The organism is Paradevosia shaoguanensis (genome assembly GCF_016801025.1).
GTDB classification, from domain to species: Bacteria; Pseudomonadota; Alphaproteobacteria; order Rhizobiales; family Devosiaceae; genus Paradevosia; species Paradevosia shaoguanensis.
On the sequence record NZ_CP068983.1, the window covers coordinates 2093001 to 2115963 of the forward strand.

22 protein-coding genes and 1 tRNA gene are annotated in these 22963 nt (G+C 65.7%); 11 read left to right on the forward strand and 12 right to left on the reverse strand.

The genetic code is table 11. From position 1 onward, the window contains the following. Positions 1–8: 8 nt before the first annotated feature. The 7 genes from JNE37_RS09885 to JNE37_RS09915 all read right to left on the reverse strand — a co-directional run bounded on the left by JNE37_RS09885 (position 9) and on the right by JNE37_RS09915 (position 8407). The gene (locus JNE37_RS09885) at positions 9–1241 is read right to left on the reverse strand and encodes a polysaccharide biosynthesis/export family protein (protein WP_203066123.1); all 1233 of its coding nucleotides are present in this window, start codon (positions 1239–1241) and stop codon (positions 9–11) included. A gap of 122 nt (positions 1242–1363) precedes the next feature. Next, on the reverse strand, positions 1364–2065 hold the full coding sequence (locus tag JNE37_RS09890) for a hypothetical protein (protein ID WP_203066124.1): 702 nt from the start codon (positions 2063–2065) through the stop codon (positions 1364–1366). Positions 2066–2362: 297 nt separating this feature from the next. Further along, positions 2363–3748: an ADP-ribosylglycohydrolase family protein gene (locus tag JNE37_RS09895; protein WP_203066125.1), complete on the reverse strand. Its 1386-nt coding sequence runs from the start codon at positions 3746–3748 to the stop codon at positions 2363–2365. A 16-nt stretch (positions 3749–3764) separates the two neighbouring features. Further along, positions 3765–4679, reverse strand: a complete 915-nt coding sequence (locus tag JNE37_RS09900; protein WP_203066126.1) for an ABC transporter permease — start codon at positions 4677–4679, stop codon at positions 3765–3767. After that, positions 4679–5740, reverse strand: coding sequence for an ABC transporter permease (locus tag JNE37_RS09905; protein WP_203066365.1), 1062 nt, complete (start codon positions 5738–5740; stop codon positions 4679–4681). Before JNE37_RS09905 ends, JNE37_RS09900 begins: the two co-directional genes overlap by 1 nt. Next, entirely contained in the window at positions 5740–7269 is a 1530-nt protein-coding gene (locus JNE37_RS09910; RefSeq protein WP_246513609.1) for an ABC transporter ATP-binding protein, read from the reverse strand. The genes JNE37_RS09905 and JNE37_RS09910 overlap by 1 nt, the downstream gene beginning before the upstream one ends. Positions 7270–7303: 34 nt before the next feature. Beyond that, positions 7304–8407: a BMP family ABC transporter substrate-binding protein gene (locus tag JNE37_RS09915; RefSeq protein WP_203066128.1), complete on the reverse strand. Its 1104-nt coding sequence runs from the start codon at positions 8405–8407 to the stop codon at positions 7304–7306. 197 nt (positions 8408–8604) lie between these two features. Between JNE37_RS09915 and JNE37_RS09920 the strand changes: the two genes are divergently transcribed. Beyond that, positions 8605–9609: a LacI family DNA-binding transcriptional regulator gene (locus tag JNE37_RS09920; protein ID WP_052152724.1), complete on the forward strand. Its 1005-nt coding sequence runs from the start codon at positions 8605–8607 to the stop codon at positions 9607–9609. An 8-nt stretch (positions 9610–9617) separates the two neighbouring features. Here the strand turns inward: JNE37_RS09920 and JNE37_RS09925 are convergent, their stop codons facing one another. From JNE37_RS09925 to JNE37_RS09940, 4 genes are all read right to left on the reverse strand, one after another. Continuing rightward, positions 9618–9932, reverse strand: a complete 315-nt coding sequence (locus JNE37_RS09925; protein WP_203066129.1) for a hypothetical protein — start codon at positions 9930–9932, stop codon at positions 9618–9620. Between the two features lie 74 nt (positions 9933–10006). Further along, positions 10007–10396, reverse strand: a complete 390-nt coding sequence (locus JNE37_RS09930; protein ID WP_203066130.1) for a hypothetical protein — start codon at positions 10394–10396, stop codon at positions 10007–10009. A 134-nt stretch (positions 10397–10530) separates the two neighbouring features. Then, positions 10531–10606 (reverse strand) — tRNA-Ala (locus tag JNE37_RS09935). 68 nt (positions 10607–10674) lie between these two features. Continuing rightward, positions 10675–11694: an NAD-dependent epimerase/dehydratase family protein gene (locus JNE37_RS09940; RefSeq protein ID WP_203066131.1), complete on the reverse strand. Its 1020-nt coding sequence runs from the start codon at positions 11692–11694 to the stop codon at positions 10675–10677. 128 nt (positions 11695–11822) lie between these two features. Between JNE37_RS09940 and JNE37_RS09945 the strand changes: the two genes are divergently transcribed. The 6 genes from JNE37_RS09945 to JNE37_RS09970 all read left to right on the forward strand — a co-directional run bounded on the left by JNE37_RS09945 (position 11823) and on the right by JNE37_RS09970 (position 17416). Next, positions 11823–12473, forward strand: a complete 651-nt coding sequence (locus JNE37_RS09945; protein WP_035037749.1) for a TetR/AcrR family transcriptional regulator — start codon at positions 11823–11825, stop codon at positions 12471–12473. Then, entirely contained in the window at positions 12470–13417 is a 948-nt protein-coding gene (locus JNE37_RS09950; RefSeq protein WP_203066132.1) for an HlyD family secretion protein, read from the forward strand. The genes JNE37_RS09945 and JNE37_RS09950 overlap by 4 nt, the downstream gene beginning before the upstream one ends. Beyond that, positions 13414–14376, forward strand: a complete 963-nt coding sequence (locus JNE37_RS09955; RefSeq protein WP_203066133.1) for an ABC transporter ATP-binding protein — start codon at positions 13414–13416, stop codon at positions 14374–14376. Before JNE37_RS09950 ends, JNE37_RS09955 begins: the two co-directional genes overlap by 4 nt. After that, complete coding sequence (locus JNE37_RS09960; protein ID WP_203066134.1) at positions 14376–15512, forward strand: ABC transporter permease; 1137 nt, start codon at positions 14376–14378, stop codon at positions 15510–15512. The genes JNE37_RS09955 and JNE37_RS09960 overlap by 1 nt, the downstream gene beginning before the upstream one ends. Positions 15513–15599: 87 nt before the next feature. Next, positions 15600–16574, forward strand: coding sequence for a zinc-binding dehydrogenase (locus JNE37_RS09965; protein WP_203066135.1), 975 nt, complete (start codon positions 15600–15602; stop codon positions 16572–16574). Positions 16575–16912: 338 nt separating this feature from the next. Beyond that, the gene (locus JNE37_RS09970) at positions 16913–17416 is read left to right on the forward strand and encodes an HPP family protein (RefSeq protein ID WP_035037193.1); all 504 of its coding nucleotides are present in this window, start codon (positions 16913–16915) and stop codon (positions 17414–17416) included. Here JNE37_RS09970 and JNE37_RS09975 read toward each other — a convergent pair. Beyond that, the gene (locus JNE37_RS09975) at positions 17413–18732 is read right to left on the reverse strand and encodes an NAD(P)H-dependent oxidoreductase (RefSeq protein WP_203066136.1); all 1320 of its coding nucleotides are present in this window, start codon (positions 18730–18732) and stop codon (positions 17413–17415) included. The two genes, JNE37_RS09970 and JNE37_RS09975, sit on opposite strands and share 4 nt — an antisense overlap. A 128-nt stretch (positions 18733–18860) precedes the next feature. Between JNE37_RS09975 and JNE37_RS09980 the strand changes: the two genes are divergently transcribed. The 4 genes from JNE37_RS09980 to JNE37_RS09995 all read left to right on the forward strand — a co-directional run bounded on the left by JNE37_RS09980 (position 18861) and on the right by JNE37_RS09995 (position 22957). Next, positions 18861–19913: an enoyl-CoA hydratase/isomerase family protein gene (locus JNE37_RS09980; RefSeq protein ID WP_203066137.1), complete on the forward strand. Its 1053-nt coding sequence runs from the start codon at positions 18861–18863 to the stop codon at positions 19911–19913. Between the two features lie 92 nt (positions 19914–20005). After that, entirely contained in the window at positions 20006–20296 is a 291-nt protein-coding gene (locus tag JNE37_RS09985; protein ID WP_035037188.1) for an STAS domain-containing protein, read from the forward strand. Between the two features lie 4 nt (positions 20297–20300). After that, on the forward strand, positions 20301–20660 hold the full coding sequence (locus JNE37_RS09990; RefSeq protein ID WP_035037218.1) for a response regulator: 360 nt from the start codon (positions 20301–20303) through the stop codon (positions 20658–20660). Between the two features lie 59 nt (positions 20661–20719). After that, complete coding sequence (locus JNE37_RS09995; RefSeq protein ID WP_203066138.1) at positions 20720–22957, forward strand: chemotaxis protein CheA; 2238 nt, start codon at positions 20720–20722, stop codon at positions 22955–22957. The last annotated feature ends 6 nt before the right edge of the window (positions 22958–22963 follow it).

The following is a 22963-nucleotide window of genomic DNA, read 5'->3' on the forward strand; positions in this document are numbered from 1 at the left end:
GTTCTCCATCAAAGCGCCAGGTCGAGCCGGGCCACGACCACGTCGCCGGGCACGACGGCCGTGTTGAGATCGGCGGGGATTTCCTTGCCGTCGCGGATGATCGCGTAGCCATAGGTGGGTGAAACGTCGGTCGGCACGGCAGCGGCGCCTGTCTGCACTGCCGCCTCCTGCACCAGACCCTTCTGGGTGGCGATCTTGAGCTGCAGGGCGCCGATCTGCCCATCCACCGTCTGCCGCTCGAGCGAAAGATCGGAGATGCGCTGGTCGGAAAGGCGGGATTGCTCGCGCTCGACCCCGGCAATGTCCTGCTGCGCCTGGAGCGTCGCCGTCTGGCTGTCGAGCAGGCGCGATTCGAGGTCGCCGACATTGGTCTGGAGCGAAGCCACGCGCGAGGCGAGCGCCAGCCCGTTGTCGGACAGCGTCGTGATCTTGCCCAGCTGGTCGCGTGCCAGTTCGAGCTGCTGACCGGTATTGGTCTGCTTCTGCTGGTAGCTTTCGATCTGCTTGTTGAGCAGCGCCACCTGGTCGGTCAGCGAGCGCGACTGCGTCTGTGCCTGGCGCTTCTGCGCATCGAGTATGGCCTTTTCGGCGGCGACGAGACTTTCGAGCCCTGTGCGGCCTTCGAGTTCGGGCGGGATGGGGACCTCGTCCTTGCCCGCCAGCTCCGCATCGAGCCGCGCGCGGCGGATGAGGAGGCGGGCATATTCGTCCTGCAGCACGTCGAGCGCGCCGGTCGTGGTCAGCATTTCCCGCTCGGGCCGCGAAACCGCGTCGGCGCCGCGCCTCTGGCCGCCGGCCAGCGTCAGCGCCTTGATGACGGTGAGGTTCGGGGCGAACTTGTATTCGCCCGGCGCGCCGACATCGCCCGAAACGTAGATCGGGCCATATTCGGCCACTTCCACCGTCACGGTCGGCGCGGTCGCCAGCCCCAGCGTCTGCTGGAGCGCGGTGCCGAGCGTGGCCGCCAGCTCGGCGCCGGTATGACCCGCGCCTTCGGTCGGTCCCACCATCGGGAAATTGACGTTACCGTCCGCGCCCACGACATATTCGCCGCTGAGCGCCGACCATTCGGCGAATTCGGATTCGGCGGCTTTCCACTGTACCACCTTGATGTTGAGCTTGTCCGAAATGCCGAGCGCATAGGGTTGGCCTGCCTGGGCAGTGCCGAATCCGGTCAACGCAACTGCCAGCCAGATAAGGTGGCGAGCGCGAGGGCGGATCCGGTCCGGGGCTAGGGTCATGTCCCCATCCTTGTTCTGATCGCGATGCGCGAATGGTCGCCAGTGATCACGCCCGCAATGGGGCGGACGCGGCTTCACATGGTCCGGCCGCTGTAGAGATTGAAATTGCCAAGTTATTGAAATCAGCAGGTTTTCTGCGTTGCTTTCAGTCTTGCCGACTGCCTCAGGGCAGTCATGCGCCGACCGGGTAGCTCCTCACTCAATCGGACGCGCCGTCCTTCGCTCCTGCGCGAGGCGACGCCTGCCGGCGCGAAGCCGAGCGCGGCCATCCGGCGGCGCTGCACACTGGTCAGCGCCGGCCACACGGCGGCCCTTGCCGCCTCTTCGAGCGCGCCGAATTCCTCCTGGTGCGCGGCGCTGCGGGTCTGGATGTCGAAGACGCTCGGGTCGATCTCTTCCCCGATAATGGGCAGCACCGCAAAGAGCCGCGCCGCCCGTTCGGGGGAGAGCTGCAGGTTGCGGTCGAAATAGACCAGGATTTCGTCGATCGCCGGGTCGTTGACGATGGCCTGCACCTTGCGGATCGCCTCCTGGCAGGTGCGCTGCTTGAGCCGCGCCGTCAGCCCGTGCACCTGGTCGCGCACCTCGCGGATATCGAGCCGGCGGCCATCGAGCGTGGCCGAGATCGGGTGCCGGGAGGCGCAGAGCGGGCAGATCCAGAGCGAGGCCGGTCCGCGCACGACCTCATAGGTCAGCCTGATCTGGGACCGGCCGCAAAAGCCGCATTGGCTGGAAAACGTCACGTCGTCGGCAATGGCCCAGGTGAAGGACCATTCCTTGGGGTTGCCTACGTCTTCACGCAGCGTATGGCGGGTCCGGGGCATGGGTGCAGCCTCGTTGTTCGTCGCAAGGTTCCTGATGGGAACCCCTATGTGGACCACGAACTGGGGCGACCTCTGGGCCGCAGCACGTTCAACCAAGGCTAAATCTGGGAAATCTTAAGGCAAGTCGAAAGCCGAGGGGCCGCCATGCGCCAGGCGCGTGGATCGGAAAGTTCCCAAGCTTACAAATAGATAACAACGGCCGTCACGTGGGGGCCAGAAAGCGATTGCCACAATGCCGCAGCGAGAATGAGGAAAAAAGGCCTGCCGCCATGGGGGAGCGGCAGGCCTAGTTGGGAGTTATTTCCAGCGTTTGACCGCTTCGACCGTCTGGCCGACGAGATCGTCGAAGGCGATCTTGGCCGGGCGGCGCATATAGGTGACGATGTCGCCGGCAAGGAGGGGTTTGCTCCAGCGCTCGGCGATGATGCCGCTGCCCTGCTGGCAGGCGAGGACGCAGAGGATCTGTGCCGCATTGCAGTCGACGTCGTGGCCGATGCCGCAGATGATTTCGAGCGTGCGATCGAAATCGCCCTCGCCGAACCACAGCGCCACGACCTGCGCGGCCGCGTTCGGGTAGACGTGGATCCAGTTGTATTCGACGTATTCGGCGTCGCAGAGCGCCCAGGCCGACTGCCAGTCCCTGGAGGTCTTGCAGGCGTTGAGCGCGAAGGCGAGCACGGCGCCGTACTCGGTGGCCGGGGAGAAGAGGTCGATGGTCGAGGTAAGAAGCGTCTTGCTGTCGCTCTCGACAAAGGCGCGGGCTGCGAGGACCGCGTTGAAAACTTCGCCCAGGATGCCATTGCCGGCGGCCGAGATCTGCGCGTCGAGATAGGCGAGGCGCGCCGCTTCGCGGGCATTGCCCGGGGCGACCATGCCGCAGATCGTGCCGCGCATCTGGCCGCCGATCCACTCGTCGAATGGGTTGTCGATGACGCCCGTCAGCGGCGGCAGCACGCCGCGGCGGATATTGTTGAGCGCCACCTGCTCGGCTGACCAGCCCATCGGGATCATCGAGGTCCAGCGCTCGGCAATGTCGAGGCTTGTGACGGCGTGCCCCTTGTCGCCGTAGGCTTCGAGGAAGGCCAGTTCGAACGTGATGTCGTCGTTGTAGGTGTTGGGCTGACGCACGTAGTCGCGGATGGGCCCGAAGGCCTCGGCGATGTTCTCGGCGGAATAGCCTTCGAGTGCGGTGCCGGCGGCGGCGCCGACGAGCTGGGCCAGCCAGCCGCCGCGGATGCGGTCGGTGAACCCGGCAGTGGCGGGATCGACGGCGACGGTCGCCGGCCAATTGGTGGCGGCGTCGAACTCCTTCCATGAGCCATAGCGGAGGGTCTTCTGCGACGGATGGTTAGGGTCGGGCTGCGCGGCGGCCATCAGGGTGCGCAGGCGCGTGTCCATGACATAGAGCGTTTCGAAATCGCCCTTGGCGAGGGCGGCGTAGCCCTGGTCGAGCAGGTCGTTGTAGGGAGCGAGAACGTAGCCCTTGTTCTCCAGCGACTGGAGGGCGGCGGCCATCAGGTATTCCGGTGCGGCGGAACCTGGCACGTTGCTCTTCCAGAACAAGGCCACCATGGCATCCTGGGAATTCATGAGCTGGGAAGCATCCCAGGTCTGTTCCTCTTCGGTGCGCACCACGGGCTTGGTGTTGCGCAGCAGGTCTTTGGTGAGTTCCCAGGCCTTCATATGATTTTCCAGTATCTTAGACGAGTTGGCGGGCCCGGCGGCGGCTGACATAGACGGTCAGCACGACGATCGGGACGACGTAGGGGATCATCTGCATGAGCTCGTGCGGTAGCCCGAGGCTCTGCATGGTGATCGCGGCGGTTTCGGCGACGGCAAGGATCAGTGAGGCGGCAAGCGCGCCCCAGGCCGAGCCAATGCCCATCACCTCGACCGCAATGGCGATGAAGCCGCGGCCGGCAGTCATGTTGGAGGCAAACCAGCTCACGTAACCCATCGAGAGATAGGCGCCGGCAGCGCCGCCGAAGACGCCCGAAAGCACGAGGGCGGCAGCCTGAACGCGCTTGACGCGGATGCCGGCCGAGGCGGCCGATTTTGGGTCCATACCGACGGCGCGGAGGCGCAGGCCGAAGGGCGTGCGCAGCAGCAGGATCGAGACCAGCGGCACCGAGAGGAGCGCAAGATAGGTGAGGATATGGTGGCCGGAAACGAGCGGACCGAGCACCGGAATGTCCGCTATGAACGGTATCCGGACGCTAGGTAACACCTCGCTCTTGAGTGCGCCCGACATGCCCTTGTCGCCGGTAGCGAAGAAGAGGACGAGGGTCGTGCCGGCGGCGGCCGCCATGTTGAGGGCGATGCCGGTGATGATGAGGTGCGCACCGAGGCCATTGACGACCAGCGCCATGATCCAGCCGACGAAACCGCAGAGGATGAGGGCGGCGAGGAACCCGAGCCAGGCATTGCCCGTATAGGCGCTGACCAGCACGCCAGTGAGCGCGCCGACCAGCATCATGCCTTCCATGCCGATGTTGAGGACGCCGGCGCGGTCGGAGATGAGGACGCCGAGGCCCGCGAGGAGCAGGGGCGTCATGACGCGCAGGACCGTCGCGAAGAGCGCCGGGTCGGCGATGGTGGCGAAGAAGGCATCCATCACTTGGCCTCCTGCTGCTTGATCGAGCGGATGGCGCGCAGGAGCCGCGGATTTTCGAAGATGATCTTGGCGGTGACGGCGACCATGATGGCGGCGGTCAGGATGCCCACGATCTCGCTCGGGATATCCATGCTGCGCCCGAGAATATCGCCGCCCACCTGCAGGTAGCCGAGGAACAACGCCGCCGGGATGATAAGGAACGGGTTCTCGCGGGCAAGGATGGCCACGATTATGCCGGTCCAGCCGAGACCCGGCAGGCTCACCCAGGTGAAGCGGGTGTAGAGCCCAAGGACTTCCACCGCGCCCGCCATTCCGGCGATGAGGCCGCCGACGACTTGCGTCGCCATGGTGATGCGCGTGATCGGCAAGCCGAGATGGGCGGCAAAGCCGGGGCTCGATCCGACGATGCGGGTGTTGAGGCCGGAGCGCGTGGCGAACAGCCAGACGCCGCCGAGGATGCAGGCCAACACTGCGATGATGGCGCCGCTGTTGAGCCGCGTGCCCTGCAGCAGACGGTCGAGACGCGCGTCGGCGGGGATCTTGGGCGAGGTGAGGGCGCCTGCTGTCGGGTCGCGCAGCACGTAACTGAGGAAGAGCAGGCCGGCGAAGAGCAGGGCGAAGTTGAAGACCAGCGAGGTCACCATTTCAGGCGCGCCGTGACGGACGCGCAGGTAACCCGGCACGACGCAGGCGACTGAGCCGATGCAGGCACCGGCGAGGATGGCGAGTGGTGCCGCGAGCGGACCCTGGACACCGACCATGATGGCGAACGCCGCGGCGCCAAGTCCGCCTAGGAAGAAGCCGCCTTCCGTGCCGAGGTTGAACATGCCGGCGCGGAAGATGACTGTCGAGGCGAGGCCGGTGAGGGCGATGGGCGTCGCAGCCTCGGCGATGTTGCCGATGTGGCGCACGCTGTCGAAGGGGCCGAGCAGGAATGCGAAGAGCACCGCGCCCGGATCAGGCTGCGCCAGTGAGAGCGGCACGAGGATGACAAGGATCACCGCTGCGATGACGAGCACGGTCGTCGCCAGTTGCACCAGTGAAGCGAGGATCGAGCGCATCATCGGGCGGTCTCCAGGCCGAGCATGTAAGGGCCGAGCGTAGCGGGCGTGAGCGAGGGGCCGTTGGCGAGGTCGGCGACGATGCGCCCCGCGAAGAAGACCAGCACGCGATCGGAAAGCCTCAGCAATTCATCGAGGTCGGCCGAAACCAGCAGCACGGCAGCGCCGTTGCGCGCCGCTTCGTCGAGCCGGCGGTGGAGGAAGGCGGCTGCGGCCACGTCGATGCCGCGCGTCGGCTGGTCGGCGATGAGGAGCTTTGGCTTCGTCGCCAGTTCACGCGCCGCGATGAGCTTCTGGGCATTGCCGCCCGAGAGCGAATCCAGCCGCTCGTAGATGCCGAAGCTGCGGACGTTGAATTCCTTGATCATCGCCCGCACCCGCGCGGCGATCCTGCCGCGACGGAGGAACGGGCCGGTCTGGAGATCCTTGTTGCCGTCGGTGCCGGCAATGGCATTGTCGGCCAGACTCAGTGCCGGCGCGCCGCCCTGGGCGAAACGATCGGCGGGCAAATAGGCGAGGCCCGCATCGCGCCAGGCATGGCTGTCGGCGCGGGTCATGTCCTTGCCGTTGAAGAATACGCTTCCCGAAGCTGGGCGCAGAAAGCCGCTCATCACCGAGACGAGGCCGCGCTGCCCGCTGCCATCGACGCCTGCAATGCCGACAATCTCACCGGCCCTGATGTCGACGGTCACGTCGTGGAGGAGGTCGGCCGGCTCGCGGGTACGCGTGGCGACGGATTTGAGGCTGAGTACCGTCTCGCCAATTGCCGCGCCGTGCTCACGCCGCGCCACTTCGACGGCGTGGCCCATGACCATTTCCATGATCTTGTCGTCGGGCACGTCCTTGAGCGCCACGGTGCCGGCAAGGCGACCGCCGCGCAGCACGGTGACGTTCTGCGCGAGCGCACGCACTTCGTTGAGCTTGTGGGAGATGAAAAGGATGGTCATGCCGGCATCGCGGAGCCCCCGCAGCCGGTTGAAGAGTTCCTCGATCTCGGGCGGGGAAAGCACCGCCGTCGGTTCGTCGAGGATGAGAATGCGGGTGTCGCGGGCGAGAGCCTTCAGGATCTCGACCTTCTGCTGGGCGGCGACGGAAAGCGTCGAAACCGGCGCGTCCGGTTCGACCTGGAGGTCGTAGCGCGCACTCAGTTCCGTTACCTGCCGGCGCGCCTCGGCGCGGTCGATGAGCACACCCTTGCGCGGCTCATGCCCTAAAATGATGTTCTCGGTAACGGTGAGCGCCGGGATCAGCGAGAAGTGCTGGTGCACCATGCCGATGCCATGAGTGCCGGCGAAGCCGGGCGCGCCGGCTTCCACCGGCGCGCCGTCGAGCAGGATGCGACCGGCACTTGGCGCCTCCAGCCCGAAGAGGATCTTCATCAGCGTCGACTTGCCGGCGCCGTTCTCCCCGCAGATGGCGTGAATCGTCCCCTTGGGGATATCGAAGCTCACCGTGCTCAGGGCAACGGTGCCGTTGGGATAGGTCTTCGAAATCCCGTCGAAGGCAATGACGGTAGATGTGTCTGCCATGTCGGGGCCGATCACGCTCATCTTTGGAGGGAGCTTACGGGCGAACGCTGTCGCGCAGGGCGTTGAGCGCTTCGGTGGTCATGCCGAACGCGGTCGGAGCCTGGATTTCGCCAGCTGCGATCTTTTCCTTGGCGGCGTTGATCGCGGCGACGGTTTCGGGCGAGGCGAGCTTGGCGAAATTGCCGGTCTCGACGATGCCGACTGCGCCTTCCTTGAGGCCGAGGGCTTCGACCGAACCCCAGGGCAGGGTGCCGTCCTTGATGCGGTCATAGGCCGACAGCAGGCTCACATCGACGTTCTTGAGCACCGAACTCACGACCTGGGAGGCAATGCCCGGATCGCTTTCGGCAAAGATGGCTTCCTGGTCGGAGTCGACGCCGAGCGCGTACTTGCCGGTTTCCTTGGCAGCCGAAAGCTGGCCGAGGCCGGCCTGGGAGGCGGCGTTGAAGCCGAGCACGACGCCGGCGCGATACTGGGCGAGCGAGAGTTCCTTGCCCTTGGCAGCGTCAGTGAACGAGCCGGCATAGGAGACCGCGACCTTGATGTCGGGCGTCACAGACTGGGCGCCGGCAATGTAGCCGACGAGGAAGTCGTTGATGACCGGAATATCCATGCCACCCAGGAACCCGAGCGCGCCGCCAGCGCCGAGCTTGCCGGACTTGACGAGTTCGGCGGCGAGCAGGCCGCCGAGATAGGAGCCTTCGTTCTGCTTGTAGTTGATGGCGTAGACGTTCTCGAACCCGCCTTCCTCGAAGGGCAGGGAGGCATCGAACAGGATGTACTTCTTGTCCGGGTACTGTTTGGCCACTTCGCCCAGCGTCTCGGACAGCGAATAGGTGCCGCCGATGATGATGTTGTAGTCCTGCTCGGAAACGTCGAGCAGCGCCGGTTCCCACTTGGTGGCGTCGTCGCCGACTTCGAGCACGCGCGTCTCGACTTCGTCGCCGTACTTGGCCTTGATCAGCTCCATGCCATGGTTGGCGGAATCGAAGAAGGACTTGTCGCCCAGGGCGCCGTTGACGATCAGCACGATCTTGTCCTTGGCGCGAGCGGCAAAGCTCATCGAACCGGTGAGGGCCGTGGCCGCCACGAGGCTGAGCGAAAGACGCAGCATGGTCTTTCGGGTGAGAAGAGGCATAGCGATCTCCCTTTTTGGCTAGCGCCTTATGATCTGGCACGACCGGATGCAGGGGAATGGGGAGCGCTTGACGTCCAACGAAGCTCCTCCAAACCTCGTTTAATCGTGTAAACTCACAGAAACTGGGAAGACGGTCCCTTGTCAAGATCAATCGTTTAATCGATTAAAGAAGGCGGGGACAGCGAAAGACACCGGCAATGGCGCGCAAAGGCACAGCGACGGACGAGACTTCGCGCGGCCCGACCATGCGTGACGTGGCCCGGGCCGCTGGCGTGTCGTCGGCCACGGTTTCCTATGTCCTCAATAATCTCAACAAGGTAACGCCCGAAGTCGACGCGCATGTCCGCAAGGTGGCGCGCGAGATGGGCTACTCGCGCAACAGCGCTGCGCGCGCGCTCAAGACCGGCCGGCACAACGTCATCGGCTGCATCGTGCCGACGCTGGCCTCCCCGGTTTTTCCCGAAATCGTGCAGGCCGTGCAGCGCCGCGCGGAAGAGCTGGGCTACGCCACCTTCGTCATCGACTCGGGCGAGGGTCCCAGGCGCGAGGCGCAGGCGATCCAGTCGCTGGCCAAGCACGGCGTGGATGGCGCGGTCGCCCTCCTCGCCTCGCGCCCGCCGCTCGCCGACCTGCCGCAATTCCCCATCGTCGCCATCGACCAGCCGGTGCCGGGCCTCGACAGCGTCCGCGCCGACCACCGCACCGGCGGGCGCCTCATGGCCGAGCACGTCATCGCCCTCGGCCACAAGCGGGTAGGGCTCGTCTCGGGCGGGCAGGATCTGCTCTCCAGCCGCGAACGCCACGAGGGCTTCATGGATGCCGCGCGCGGCAAACTCGACATCTGCTGGGATGTCGAGGTCTCGCTCATCCCCACCCTGCCGCAGACCGCCATAGACGCCATCCGCCGCCGCGACGTCACCATGATCGCCTGCGTCAACGACGTCGTCGCCATCGGTGTCCTCAGCGTCCTGCGCGACAGCGGCATTGCCGTGCCGGCGGAAGTCTCGGTCTTCGGGTTCGATGACATGGTCTGGTCCGATTGGCCGCTGATCGATCTCACAACCATTCGCCAGCCGCTGGCCGAACTCGGTCGCGACGCCGTCGAACTCCTGGTCGATCGCCTCAACGATCCTACCCGTCCGCAGACCGATATCGTGCTGCCCGTCAGCCTCACCGAACGCGGATCAACCCGCGCGCTTTAGGCTCGACTTCAGTCCCTCACCACCAGCGTCCGGTTCCGGCACGTATCCAGGTTGAGCCGCAGCTCGGATGCGTCCTTGAGCATCACTACGGCCAGCATCGGGCCGCACTCGCTGCTCAGCCGGACACGCGCTTTCGTCCCGGGGGCCACGTCGTCGGAAATGCCGCCCAGATTGTCTTCGATGAACTCCCCGTCTTCATCGAGCGGAAACAGGTTGAGGCTCGAAACCGGCTGGCTGGCCTCATTGACCAGCTGCAAGGTAAGCCCTTGCGCTAAAGCGGGTGAAGCGAGCAAAAGCAGGAAGACCAGAAAAGCTGCGCGCATGAAAAGGCATCCGGAGACGTGATGCCCCGCATCCTACCTGCGGCCGGCCGAGGTTCCCATAGCCCGTCACCGCTCTATTGCGAGAGCCAGCGATGCACGGCTTCGGCTGTATCTGTCGGGCTGGAATTGAATGCGAGCCGCGCTTGCGGCGCGAGCTGATGGACGAGGTTGATGATCTTCTCGAAAAGCAGCAGCAATTCCGGCGGCTCGCGCAGCCCCGCCCCGATCACCACGCAATCGAATGACCGCGACTGCAACGCCGCCTCGACAACCGTCTCGGCCGTCTCGCCCCGATCGACAAGGCAGCTTTCCACATCGTAACCGAACTCGCGCACACGGTTGATCTGCGTCTCGAGGTAGGTGCGCACCATGTCGGGCGTGAAGCCGGGCAGGGCGCTCAGATCAGCAAAGGCGGGATCAAGCCCGATGGCCAGAACCGCCCTGGGTTCACCAGCATCCACCATTGCACCCTCCTTGATCGCGTGCCTCGAGAAACAACCTCTCGGTTCCCGGACGGTTGCGCTTAGTGGACGTTACGCCAGGCTGGTCGCTCAGGGGTGCAGGTCGAAACAGCGATGTGGTGGAAGGCAATCGGAACTGGTGGAGCTGAGGGGAATCGAACCCCTGACCTCATCATTGCGAACGATGCGCTCTCCCAACTGAGCTACAGCCCCGCTCCGATTTGCGCGATGCTTTTAGCGAAAAGCTGGGGCGAGGCCTAGTCCCTTTTGCAGGAAATTTGTCAGGCGAGCTTTTCGGCGAGGAGGCTGCGGGCCGAGGCGATGACGGCGTCCGTGGCCGGGATCAGGGGGTGGCCGAGTATGGCTCGGGCGGCGGTGGAATCGAGGGTCTTGTAGATGCCCAGCTCGCCCAGATTGCCGCGCACGTCGCTGTCGAAGAGGGCATAGAGGCGGACGAGCCAGTCCGGCATTTCGAAGCGTGGCACCTTGCGGGCCTGCTCGGGCAGGGCCTTGGCCAGGGCGCGGGAGGCTTCGATCAGCGAGACGGTGGCTTCGCTGATCGGCAGGCGCTGGCCGGCGGCCCGTGGGTCGGTCATGGTCGCCACATGGAGCGCGGCGACGTCGCGTACGTCGACGATGCCGAAGGCGATGCGCGGGGCGGCAGGGACCGAGCCATCGAGCAGGCGCCCGACAAGGGCGGCCGAGGTGCCCGGGTCGTCGTCCAGCAGCGGGCCGAGAAGCACGCTGGGATTGATCGTGGTGAGGAGATCGTGCCTGCCGGCGCCGTCCACCATTTCCCAGGCGCGGCGCTCGGCCAGGGTCTTGGATTCGGTATAGGCGTTGACGCCCGGGCCCGAGAGGTTGGTCCAGTCGGCGGCCGAGAAGTCGCGGCGGGCGGGGTCGTGCCCATAGGCAATGGCGGCCATCGAGGAGGTCAGCACGATGCGCTCGACATCCCCGGCGAGCGCGGCGCCGATGGCGCGTTCCGTGCCTTCGACGGCCGGACGGATGAGGTCCATCCTGTCGGCCGGCATGGTGGTGAAGAAAGGCGAGGCGGTGTGCTGGAGGTAGCGCGCATCGGCGAGCGCTTCGCGCCAGCCGGCATCGGCCAGGAGGTCGAGTGCGACGAATTCGAGTCGGTCGATATCGGCGCCATGCCGCGCCATGGTGGCGCGAACCTTCTCCGCCTTGCCGAGATCGCGCACGCTCCCGCGCACCCGAAATCCCTGGCGCAGCAATTGGAGGGCGACGTGGCCGCCCAGAAAGCCCGAAATGCCTGTCAGCAAAACCAGATCGCTCATCGCCGTCTCCCGATCGCCGCCAGTCTACGTGCATCGCCGCTATTGAGCGAGCGCCGCCAACACGGTTTTGCGATACCCCTTGCAACTAACTGACCAGTCAGTTAGTTATTGCGCAAGGAGATAGCGCCATGGAAAACGAGAAAGCGCCGCGCGGGCCAAAATTCCGCCGTCGCGCCGATGCGCGGCCCGATGAAGTGCTCGATGCCGCATTGGAGCTTTTCATCGCCAATGGTTTCGCGGCCACGCGCGTCGAGGACGTCGCGCGGCGGGCAGGGCTTTCCAAGGGCGCGGTCTATCTCTACTTCCCCTCCAAGGAGGCGCTGCTCGAAGGGCTGGTGCGGCGGGCAGTGACGCCCATTGCCACCCAGGCGCTGGAGCAGCTCGGTCATTTCGAGGGTGATCCGCGCATCGCCATTTCGGCGACGCTGCGAATGGTGGCCACCAAGCTCGTCGACCCCAAGCTCATCGCCATTCCGCGCCTCATCATGCGCGAGGTGGTGCAGTTTCCCGAGCTGGCGATCATGTATCGCAACGAGGTGCTCAATCACGTGCTGCCGGTCGCCGAGCGGCTCATCGCGCGCGGCATTGCGCAGGGCTACCTACGCCCGGTCGATCCTGAGCTCACGGTGCGCTCCATCGTCGGGCCGATCGCGCTGCATCTCATCCTCGCCGAGGTCTTTCAGCTCGTGCCCGAGGATGGCCTCGCCATGGATCGCCTGCTGGAAAACCACCTTTCCATTCTCTTCGATGGCATGAGCCTGCCGGGAGGCAGCAAATGAGCGATCTGTGGGCCTGGCTCTTCGGCCTCCTTGCCTTCATCCCCGGCCTCGGGCCGCCGCCCGAGCCGGTCTATACCGGCTATCTCGAAGCGGACTACGTCTATGCCGCTCCGGTCAGCGCCGGACGCATAGCCGCGCTGCCCGTCAAGGAAGGGCAGGTGGTACGGGCCGGCGACGTGCTGGCCGTGCTGGCCACCGACCAGCAGGAGGCGGCCTTGCGCGGAGCCGAGGCGCGGGTCGAGGCGGCCGATGCCACCTGGCGCAATCTCGTCACCGGCAGCCGCGCGCAGGAGATCGACGTCACCCGCGCCGCGCTCACGAAGGCCAAGGCCGACCTCGCCCTGGCGCAATCCAATTTCGACCGCAGCCAGAACCTTTTCGAGCGCGGCGTCATCGCCCAGGCCAAGGTGGATCAGGATCGCTCCAGCCTTGCCAGCGCGCAGGCGCAGGTCGACCAGATCGAGGCGCAGTTGCAGGTGGCCGAACTCCCCGCGCGCGACGCGCAGCAGGTCGCGGCCGAGGCCGATCTCAATGCCGCCCAGGCCGATGCCGACAAGGCCCGCGCCGATCTTGCCGACCGCACCATCACGGCGCCCATCGACGGGCGGATCGAGCGGCTCTATTTCTCGCTGGGCGAGATGCTGCCCCTCGGCACGCCGCTCCTCTCCATCCTTCCGGAAGGCCGCCTCAAGGCGAAATTCTATATCGGGGAAGCCGATCGCGCCGCCTTCGCACTGGGGGACGAGGTCGAAATCTCGTGCGACGGCTGCGCGACGGGGCTCAGGGGCACGCTCACCTTTCTCGCTTCCGATCCCCAGACCACGCCGCCGATCATCTATTCGCGCGACGAGCGCTCGCGGCTGGTTTTCCTTGCCGAGGCGGAGCTGGCCGAGCCGGGCAAGCTGCTGCCCGGCCAGCCGGTCACCGTCAGGCGGCTTCCATGACCAGCCCCGCCAATGGCGAGCCGGTCATCGCCGTGCGCGGACTCACCAAGGTCTTCGGCGAGCGCCGGGTGGTCGACGATTTCGACATCACCGTGCCGCGCGGCGCCATCTATGGCTTTCTCGGCCCCAACGGTTCGGGCAAGACCACGACCATCCGCATGCTTTGCGGCCTCCTTACCCCCGATGGCGGGGAGGGCGAGTGCCTGGGCTTCGATATCCGCAAGGAGGCCGAGCGCATCAAGGAGCAGGTCGGCTACATGACGCAGAAATTCTCGCTCTATGAGGATCTGTCGATCCGCGAGAATCTCGATTTCATCGCCCGCATGTACCGCATTGCCGACCGCCGCGTGCGGGTCGAGCGTGCATTGGAGGACCTCGGCCTCGCCGATCGCGCCAGCCAGCTTGCCGGCACGCTGTCGGGTGGCTGGAAGCAGCGCCTGGCGCTCGCCGCCTGCCTCATCCACGATCCCAAGCTGCTGCTGCTCGACGAGCCCACGGCCGGTGTCGATCCCAAGGCGCGGCGCGATTTCTGGGACGAGATCAGGCGGCTTTCGGCGCAGGGCGTCACCGTTCTGGTCTCGACCCATTACATGGACGAAGCCGTCCAGTGCGATTTCATCGCCTATATCGCCTACGGCAAGAAGCTCATCGACGGGCCATCGGCGGAAATCCCAGAGCAGGTCGGGCTCGAAACCTGGCGCGTCGAGGGGCCCGATCTTGCCACCCTCGAGGACCGCCTGCGGACGGAGCCGGGCATTGAGCAGGTCGCCCGCTTCGGTTCGGTCCTCCACGTCTCGGGCACTGACAAAGCCGCGCTCGAAGCCACCGTCGAGCGGCTGGCTGCCGAGGGCACCCATCGCTGGAGCCGGCAGGTGGCCGGGCTCGAAGAGGCCTTCATCTATCTCATGGCCGGCGCGCGCGACAATTTCGCCCGCGACAAGCCGCAGGGAGCGGGTTGATGGGCGGCGCCTTCTCCTTCGCCCGGTTCGGGGCCGTGCTCATCAAGGAATTCATCCAGATGCGGCGCGACCGCATCACCTTCGCCATGATGATCGGCCTGCCCATCATCCAGCTCTTCCTGTTCGGCTTCGCCATCAACGCCGATCCGCGTCACCTGCCCACGCTCGTCGATATCGCCGATGATGGGCCCCTCACCCGCGCCATCCTCGCGGGCATGCAGAATTCGGGCTATTTCGACTTCATCGGTCCGGTCGGAGGCACCGCTGCCGGCGAAGAGGCCCTGCGTCGAGGCGACGCCAATTTCGTCGTGGTCATCCCGCCCAATTTCGAGCGCGACACGATCCGTGGCCGCAATCCGCAGATCCTCGTCTCCGCCGATGCCTCCGACCCCTCGGCCGTCAGCGGCGCCGCGGCGGCCCTTACCGGCATCGTCCAGGTCGCGGTCGCCGAGACCTTCGAGGGACCGCTGCGCGGCCTTGCCGGCGGCGCCCCGCCCTTCTCGATCGCCGTCCACCGCGAATACAACCCGGAAGGGCGCACCTCGACCAATATCGTTCCGGGGCTCCTCGCCATCATCCTCTCGATGACCATGGTGATGATCACCGCCGTCGCCATCGTCAAGGAAACCGAGCGCGGCACCATGGAAATGCTTATCGCCACGCCCGTGCGCCCGTTCGAGGTGATGCTGGGCAAGATCCTGCCCTACGTGCTGGTCGGCTATGTGCAGACCATCGTCTTCGTCACCGCCGCCGCCCTCATCTTCCGCGTGCCGTTCGATGGTTCGTTGTGGGCCTTCTTCATCGGCTTCAACCTCTTCATCCTGGTCAACCTGGCGCTGGGCTTCCTCATCTCGACGGCAGCGCGCAGCCAGATGCAGGCCATGCAGCTTTCCTTCTTCACCATCCTGCCCTCGATCCTGCTGTCGGGCTTCATGTTCCCCTTCGCCGGCATGCCGCAATGGGCGCAATGGCTGGGCACTGCCGTGCCGGCCACCCATTTCCTGCGCGTCGTGCGCAAGGTCATGCTCAAGGGCGCCAATACCGCCGATGTGAGTGGAGAATTTCTCGCCCTCACCATCATCCTCGTCGTCATTTCGGTCATCGCCATGCTGCGCTATCGGCAGACGCTGGATTAGGATGGGCGGGAGCGCCTTGCAGGCGCCCACGATTTCTCCATGATTTGGGCGCTTGGCTCGCCCCAGCGATTTCCCCTGGAGGGTTTCATGCGCAGCGTCATCTACGAAAAATTCGGCAATCCGGCGGAAGTCCTCACCACGGCCGAGCGGCCCATGCCCGAGCCCGGTCCCGGCCAGGTTCGACTGCGCCTCGTGCTCTCGCCGATCCACAACCACGATCTGTCGACCATTGCCGGCACCTATGGCTATAAGCCGGAACTCCCCGCCACGCCGGGCACCGAGGCGCTGGGCGTCGTCGATGTATTGGGCGAAGGCGTCACCGATTTCAAACCCGGCCAGCGCGTGGCGCTCAACGGGCTGGGCCTCTGGTCGCAATATTTCCTCGCCGATGCGCGCCGCCTCGTGCCCATGCCCGATGCGGTGCCCGATGAGCTCGCCTGCCAATTGCTCTCCATGCCGATGAGCGCGGTGATGCTGCTCGATGACCTCGCGGTCAAGGCAGGCGACTGGATCATCCAGAACACCGCCAATGGCGCGGTCGGCAAGACGCTGGCCGGGCTCGCCAGGGCGCGCGGCGTCAACGTCGTCAATCTCGTGCGGCGCGATGCGGGCGTTGCCGAACTCGAAGCGCTCGGCATCGCCAATGGCGTCTCGACGGAAAGTGCCGGCTGGCAGGAGCGTGTCGCGACCATCACCGGCGGGGCGCCCATCATCCGCGCCGTGGATTCGGTGGCGGGGGAAGCGGCAGATGAGATCATGTCGACCCTTGCCGAAGGCGGCGTCCTCGTCTCCTTCGGGGCCATGTCGGGCAAGCCGCTGGTCATCAGTCCGGCCAACCTGCTCTTCAAGCAGGCGACGGTCCGCGGCTTCTGGGGACAGAAGCGGGCGCCGCTGCTGTCGCCGGCTCAGCGCGCGGCCATGGTGGCCGAGCTTATCGCGCTGGCGGCAGGCGGTGGCCTGCAATTGCCGATCGCGGCCAGCTATCCGCTCGAAAAGGCCGGCGAGGCCGCGGCAGCCAGCGCCGTGCCGGGTCGTCCGGGCAAGATCGCGCTCAAGCCCTAGGGTTCGTACGCAATTGCACCGGTAGATGAGGTTGCGATAGCCGCCCACCCACCGGACTTCCCCGGACCTGATCCGGGGCCTATTGCCATCCTCCACTCGAGTGGAGGAATCCGTGGGCCCCGGCTCTGCGGCCGGGGAAGTTCAGTGGGTGTGGCGCGGCAGACTGTCGGATGGGGAGATAAGGCGCTCCGGCGGCGCCGGGACTGATTGAGTATGGACCCTAGAACGCGTTGCCAAAAACCGCGACACAATGCCCATAAAATTCCGCATCCTGCCCCTGACGGCGGCAAGGGAGGCCTGTTATCTAGGCGGCCCTTCCCACCCGCGGCACTGTCCAGATGCGTCCGTTGTTCCGTTTCTTTGCCAGGCATGAGCCCAAGGGCTCGCAGGTCATGCACCTCAAATCGGGCATCGGCGCCATTATCGGCCTCACCATGGTGGGCGCCATCGCGGCGCTGACCGGCTATCCGATGCTCATCGCTCCGCTCGGCGCCACCGCGGTCCTGCTCTTCGCCCAACCGGGCTCGCCTCTGGCGCAGCCGGCCAATGTCTTCGGCGGCTATGCGCTGGCCGTAGTGCTTGCCGCGATCGCCATCCTGCTCTGGCCCGAGCATCACTGGTGGGTGGCAACCATCTGCGTGGGCGTCGTCATCGCCGCCATGCTGGTTTTTCGCGTCACGCATCCGCCGGCAGGCGCCGTGCCGCTGGTAGCGGTGGCCGGCCCCATCGCGCCGGGTACGCTGGCTGGTGCGGTCATGGCCGGGGCCACGTGCCTCGTGGCGGTCGCGGTGCTGCATCACCGCCTGCCGCCGCGCATCAGCTATCCCAAGCCGCTCGATTAGGTCTCGATACCGAACATCTGGTCCTGCCGCTGGCGCAGCCGGTAGAGGTTGGTGCCGGTATCGGGCGTGGCGTTGCGGGTGGTCAGCAGCTCGCCCTTCCTGACCGGCTGCAGCACCTTGCCGCCTTCGAGGAGGCCCACCGGCACGGCATGGGCCGCACGGGCATCCCCGATCGTCATCGTATAAGAGCGGTAGCAGGTTTCCCCGATGGCATCGAACGTCTCGCCTACGGCGAGATCACGTTTGGCGACGGCGCAGACTTCGGCCATCGGCTGGGCCAGGGGCACCATGTCCGGCTTGCCGTAGAGCATGATGCGCGCGCAGGTCAGTGGCACTTCCAGGCTCGTCAGGTGATAGGGGCGGAAGAAGGCGTAATACGGCCCCTTGCCGATATGGAGGTCGTCCATGCGCTCGATGATGCGCGGATGCTCGGCTTCCACCACCACGAACACGCCCGGCGCCACGCCCTTGCCGATCGTATAGTCGACGACGCCCTTCTTCTTGAGCACGCCGCCATCGGCTTCGGGTATCAGCACCTTGGCAAGGTTATCGCGGTCGACATTGGGCCCGTGCATGCCCGGCACGTCGGGCACCAGGCCCGTGGCATTGGCGATGGCGCACATCTCGACCATGGTTTTCGAGCCATCCACGAACTCCACCAGCATGCGCGGGTTCATGTTCCGGCGGATGGCCTCTTCGCGGTAATCGTCGGGCACCGCGTCATGGTTGAGCGGATTGTTCTTGCCTTTGCCGGCCGACACGATGCGGTAGCCGAGGGCGGAGGCGAATTCGATCAGTTCCATGCAGGACGACGGCTCGTCGCCCGCGCCTACCGAATAGACGACGCCGAGCCGGTCGGCTTCCTTCTTGAGATAGGGGCCGATGGTGACGTCGGCCTCGACATTCATCATCACCAGGTGCTTGCCGTGCTCCATGGCCGAGAGGCAGAAATCGGCGGCGACGCCCGGCTTGCCGGTGGCGTCGATCACGACGTCCAGCAGCGGGTTGGTGACGAGGAGGTCGTTGGAGGTCACGGCGATCTTGCCGGCCTCGATGGTCTCGGTGACCTTGGAGGCGGTATTCGCCTCGCGCGCATGCCCGTCCTCGCCATAGGCGATACGGGCGGCGTCGAGCGCGGTATGCGGGCGGCGCGTCGAGATGGCGGCGATCTGGATGCCTTCCATCAGCATGCCCTGCGTCACCAGGTCCGTGCCCATTTCCCCCGAGCCGATCACGCCCACGCGGATCGGCTTGCCGCTATCGGCCCGTGCCTTGAGATCGCGTGCAAGGCCCGTCAGGGATACGTTTGAGGACATGGTGATTTCTCTAAATCTTCGTCTTTTCGGGCAGGCGCACCGGCGCTGACGGGAACGTGGATGAGGGCCTAGCCGTTGCGCGCTCAAATGTCCATGTGTGAGATAGGGCCAAAGGCTTGGAGGCTGATTTGACTGGCTTGATCGAAACCACCACCGAGGGACGGCTCGGCATCATCACCCTCAACCGCCCGGAAGCCATCAATGCGCTTTCGGGGCCGATGATCGCCAGCATCGTCGAAACGCTCGAAGCCTGGCGGGGAGACGATGCCGTGCGCGCCGTGCTGTTCGAAGGCAACGGCAATCGTGGCTTCTGCGCGGGCGGGGACGTCCGTGCCGCGCGCGAGTACATGCTTTCGGGTCGCCAGGCCGAGGCCGAAGCCTATTTCGGCGCCGAATACGCCATGAACGCGCTGATCGCCGGCTACGAGAAGCCCGTCGTCGCGCTGACCCATGGCGCGGTCATGGGTGGGGGCATCGGCATTGCCGGGCATGCCAAGTTCCGCTTCACCAGCATGCAGTCGCGCTTCGCCATGCCCGAGGCCGCCATCGGCTTCGTGGTGGATACCGGCGTCAACGCCATCCTTGCCCGTGCGCTTCCGCATCGCGCGCTCGCCTTCCTCATGGTCGGCATCCCGGTCGGCCCCGCCGATGCCTTCGCCCTCGGCCTCACCGATTGCGTCGTGCAGCCCGAGGCGATGGCGGGGATCAAGACCGAGCTTGTCGTCGCCAGCGAGGCGGCCGATATCGAGACGACCATCGTCACCCTCATGCAGTCCGAAGGCGTCGAGCCGGGGGAGCCCGAATTCTGCGAGGCGGCCGATGCGCTCGAACTCGTCTTCGAGGAAGCCACCGCCGGGCAGGTGGTCCATGCCGCGCTCGGCAGCGGCACCGAGGAGCGGCTGGGCACGACCCTCCTCACCCGCTCGCCCACGAGCCTGGAAGCCATTCTCCAGAGCCATCGCGCCGCCCGCTCCATGCGGGGGATCGACGACGTGCTGGCGCTCGATTTCGCACTGGCGCGCTATCTCGTGGCGGAGCCCGATTTCTGCGAGGGCGTGCGCGCCGTGCTCGTCGACAAGGACCAGAAGCCGCAATGGTCGCCGGCCGATTTCGGCGGCGTGCGCGTGGAGGCGATCCGCGAGGTGGTGGCGGCGGCCCGCCTGCCCGAAGCGGCGATCTGACGCTCCCACGGCATTGCCCTTTAGCACTTCCTAAACGCTTCCCATGGAGACTGCCGGCACTCATCCGGTCAGACCTTGGGGGCAAAGGATCGATGGCCACAATCAATGGCAAGTCCGTCGCATTGCCGGCGATCGTCGATCTCGACGCGCTGGACAGCGTGCGTGACCTTCTGGCCGACGCCGTAGAGCAGGGCGCCACGACCGTGTCCTGCGCCGGGGTCGAGCGGATTTCCACCAATGCATTGTTCCTGCTCATGAGCGCGGCCGAGACCGCGCGCCGGCAGAGCACAGAATTCGCCGTCGTCGAACCGAGCGCCACCATGCTGGCGGCCGTCGACAGGCTGGGCCTGGGCGAGCAGTTCGCCGGCCTCGTGAAAGGATGATTTGATGCGCGTTTTGACCGTCGACGACAGCCGCACGATCCTGGCCATGCTCCGGCACACGCTGGTCAATGCCGGTTTCGAGGTGCTGCAGGCCGAGGATGGCAAGCAGGGCCTGGATGTCCTCAAGACCGAAGACGTCGATGTCGTGATCACCGATATCAACATGCCCGTCATGGACGGCATCGAATTCATCAAGCACGTGCGCGCCTCGGGCCATCATCAGAGCCTGCCGATCCTGATCCTCACCACCGAGACCAGCCAGGAAAAGCGCGACCAGGGCAAGCAGGCCGGTGGCACCGGCTGGATCGTCAAGCCCTTCGACCCAGACAAGCTGATCAGCGTTATCCAGAAGGTCGTGCACTGAAATAGTGCCGGCCCAAGACTGACCAAAGCTCCAACCCAGAAGGGTTCAAACGAGCGACTATGAGCGACCTCGACGACTTCAAGGCTACCTATTTCGACGAATGTTCCGAGCTTCTCAATGACCTGGAGGAGCAGTTCTCGGCCATCGAGGACGGGGAACGCGGCGCCGACCGGCTCAATGCCGTGTTCCGTGCCATTCACTCGATCAAGGGTGGCGCCGGCGCCTTCGGCTTTTCGGGCCTGGTGGGCTTTGCCCATGCCTTCGAAACCCTCCTCGACTACGTACGCGACGGGCGCGTGGAGCTGACCGACGAGGTCGTGGCGCTCTGCATCCGCGCCAACGATATCGTCGCCGATTTCGTCGCCGCCGCGCGTGAAGGCACCCCGCTCGATCCCGAGCACGGCGCCGAGGAAAAGGCGCGGTTCGACGCGCTCTGCCGCGGCGAGGACGACGACATGTCCGGCGAGCCGATGGAAGAGTTCGACATCGATTTCGTCCCGGTCATGGTCAACCTCGAAGGCGAGGAGCCTGCGCCCGCGCTGGTCTCGGATGCCTTCGAGAGCATTCCGTTCGAGCCGGCCGACGGCCATTGGGAAATCCGTTTCGCACCGCATCGCGCGCTCTATGCCCGCGCCAATGATCCGCTGCTGCTCTTCCGCGAGCTCGCTGCGCTCGGCGACATCGCGATCAAGGCCGTGCCGTCCGACATTCCGCCGCTCTCCGATTTCGAGCCGTTCGGGGTTTATTGCAGCTGGGAGATCACCCTCTCGGCCAAGGGCCTCAGTGAAGCCGCGATCCGCGAGGTCTTTGAATTCGTCGAGGGCGATTGCGACATCTCGATCGTCGAGCTGGCCAACCCGGTGATGCGCGACGAGACCGGCGAGCCGGTCGTCGCCGCGCGGATCAGTGATCTGGACGAGGACGATTTCGACGCCGATTTCGCCAGTGCCGAGGCGACCTCGGGCGAAGACGCGCAGGTGCTGTCCTTCGCCGAACTGGCCGAGACCATCAAGCCGGCGGCCGCCGCGCGTGCCGCCGTTGCCGCGCAGCCTGAAAAGGTCATCCAGCCGCTGGCCGAAGCCGCCCAGGGCGGCGAGGAAGGCGGGCATCGCCCGGCCGGCGTGCAGTCGATCCGCGTCGATCTCGACAAGGTCGATCGCGTCGTCAACATGGTGGGCGAACTGGTCATCACCCAGTCCATGCTCACCCAGCAGCTCGATGACAATCTGCGCGCCCGCTACCAGGAATTGGTGCGCGGCCTCGAAGTGCTGGCCCAGACCACGCGCGGCCTCCAGGACGCCGTCATGGCCATCCGCGCCCAGCCGGTCAAATCGGTCTTCTCGCGCATGCCGCGCCTCGTGCGCGAACTGGCCGGCAAGACCAGCAAGAAGATCCGTCTCGAGATGATCGGCGAGAACACCGAAATCGACAAGACGATCATCGAGCAGCTTTCCGATCCTTTGACCCACATGATCCGCAACTCCGCGGACCATGGCGTCGAGACACCGGAAAAGCGCCTCGCCGCCGGCAAGTCCGAGCATGGCACGATCACGCTGTCGGCCGAGCAGGCGGGCGGCAACATCCTCATCATCGTCGAGGACGATGGCGCCGGCATCAACCGCGATCGAGTGCTCGACGTGGCGCGCGAGCGCGGCGTGGTGGCGCCCGAGCAGCAGCTTACCGAAGAGCAGATCGACCAGTTGATCTTCGCGCCCGGCTTCTCGACGGCCTCCGCCGTGTCCGACATTTCGGGCCGCGGCGTGGGCATGGACGTCGTGCTCTCCAACATCAAGAAGATCGGCGGTTCGGTCCATGTGCGTTCGCGCACGGGGCTGGGCACCCGCATGACGCTGCGCCTGCCGCTCACGCTGGCGGTGCTCGACGTCATGCTGGTCAAGGTCGCCAACAACCCCTACGTCATCCCGCTCTCCTCGATCGTGGAGACTATGCAATGCAGCCGCGCCGATTTCGGCCGGGTGCCGAGCGGGGCGCGCGTGCTGCAGGTGCGCGGGGAATACGTGCAGGTCGTGGACCTGGCGATGCGCTTTGAAATGCAGACCGAGGCCGACGAGAAGAACCGGTTCGTGGTGCTGTGCGAAGCGGAGGGCTCGGTCAAGGTCGCCCTGATCGTGGACGAAATCATCGGCCAGCAGCAGGTCGTCATTAAAAGCCTCGAAGAGAACTTCGAGCGTATCGAGGGGATCGCCGGCGGCACCATCCTGGGAGACGGCAATGTCGCTCTCATCGTGGATGTGCAGGGCCTCAAGACCTCCGCCCTCCACAAGAACGCAGCTTAAAGCCAG

What these genes read in the sequence shown, in the direction of transcription:
- JNE37_RS09885 (WP_203066123.1), bottom strand. Translation starts at nt 1,241, where the DNA reads ATGACCCTAGCCCCGGACCGGATCCGCCCTCGCGCTCGCCACCTTATC.
- JNE37_RS09965 (WP_203066135.1), top strand. Translation starts at nt 15,600, where the DNA reads ATGCGCAGCGTCATCTACGAAAAATTCGGCAATCCGGCGGAAGTCCTC.
- JNE37_RS09900 (WP_203066126.1), bottom strand. Translation starts at nt 4,679, where the DNA reads ATGGATGCCTTCTTCGCCACCATCGCCGACCCGGCGCTCTTCGCGACG.
- JNE37_RS09970 (WP_035037193.1), top strand. Translation starts at nt 16,913, where the DNA reads ATGCGTCCGTTGTTCCGTTTCTTTGCCAGGCATGAGCCCAAGGGCTCG.
- JNE37_RS09890 (WP_203066124.1), bottom strand. Translation starts at nt 2,065, where the DNA reads ATGCCCCGGACCCGCCATACGCTGCGTGAAGACGTAGGCAACCCCAAG.
- JNE37_RS09925 (WP_203066129.1), bottom strand. Translation starts at nt 9,932, where the DNA reads ATGCGCGCAGCTTTTCTGGTCTTCCTGCTTTTGCTCGCTTCACCCGCT.
- JNE37_RS09905 (WP_203066365.1), bottom strand. Translation starts at nt 5,740, where the DNA reads ATGCGCTCGATCCTCGCTTCACTGGTGCAACTGGCGACGACCGTGCTC.
- JNE37_RS09985 (WP_035037188.1), top strand. Translation starts at nt 20,006, where the DNA reads ATGGCCACAATCAATGGCAAGTCCGTCGCATTGCCGGCGATCGTCGAT.
- JNE37_RS09975 (WP_203066136.1), bottom strand. Translation starts at nt 18,732, where the DNA reads ATGTCCTCAAACGTATCCCTGACGGGCCTTGCACGCGATCTCAAGGCA.
- JNE37_RS09915 (WP_203066128.1), bottom strand. Translation starts at nt 8,407, where the DNA reads ATGCCTCTTCTCACCCGAAAGACCATGCTGCGTCTTTCGCTCAGCCTC.
- JNE37_RS09950 (WP_203066132.1), top strand. Translation starts at nt 12,470, where the DNA reads ATGAGCGATCTGTGGGCCTGGCTCTTCGGCCTCCTTGCCTTCATCCCC.
- JNE37_RS09940 (WP_203066131.1), bottom strand. Translation starts at nt 11,694, where the DNA reads ATGAGCGATCTGGTTTTGCTGACAGGCATTTCGGGCTTTCTGGGCGGC.
- JNE37_RS09955 (WP_203066133.1), top strand. Translation starts at nt 13,414, where the DNA reads ATGACCAGCCCCGCCAATGGCGAGCCGGTCATCGCCGTGCGCGGACTC.
- JNE37_RS09995 (WP_203066138.1), top strand. Translation starts at nt 20,720, where the DNA reads ATGAGCGACCTCGACGACTTCAAGGCTACCTATTTCGACGAATGTTCC.
- JNE37_RS09945 (WP_035037749.1), top strand. Translation starts at nt 11,823, where the DNA reads ATGGAAAACGAGAAAGCGCCGCGCGGGCCAAAATTCCGCCGTCGCGCC.
- JNE37_RS09930 (WP_203066130.1), bottom strand. Translation starts at nt 10,396, where the DNA reads ATGGTGGATGCTGGTGAACCCAGGGCGGTTCTGGCCATCGGGCTTGAT.
- JNE37_RS09960 (WP_203066134.1), top strand. Translation starts at nt 14,376, where the DNA reads ATGGGCGGCGCCTTCTCCTTCGCCCGGTTCGGGGCCGTGCTCATCAAG.
- JNE37_RS09990 (WP_035037218.1), top strand. Translation starts at nt 20,301, where the DNA reads ATGCGCGTTTTGACCGTCGACGACAGCCGCACGATCCTGGCCATGCTC.
- JNE37_RS09895 (WP_203066125.1), bottom strand. Translation starts at nt 3,748, where the DNA reads ATGAAGGCCTGGGAACTCACCAAAGACCTGCTGCGCAACACCAAGCCC.
- JNE37_RS09920 (WP_052152724.1), top strand. Translation starts at nt 8,605, where the DNA reads ATGGCGCGCAAAGGCACAGCGACGGACGAGACTTCGCGCGGCCCGACC.
- JNE37_RS09910 (WP_246513609.1), bottom strand. Translation starts at nt 7,269, where the DNA reads ATGGCAGACACATCTACCGTCATTGCCTTCGACGGGATTTCGAAGACC.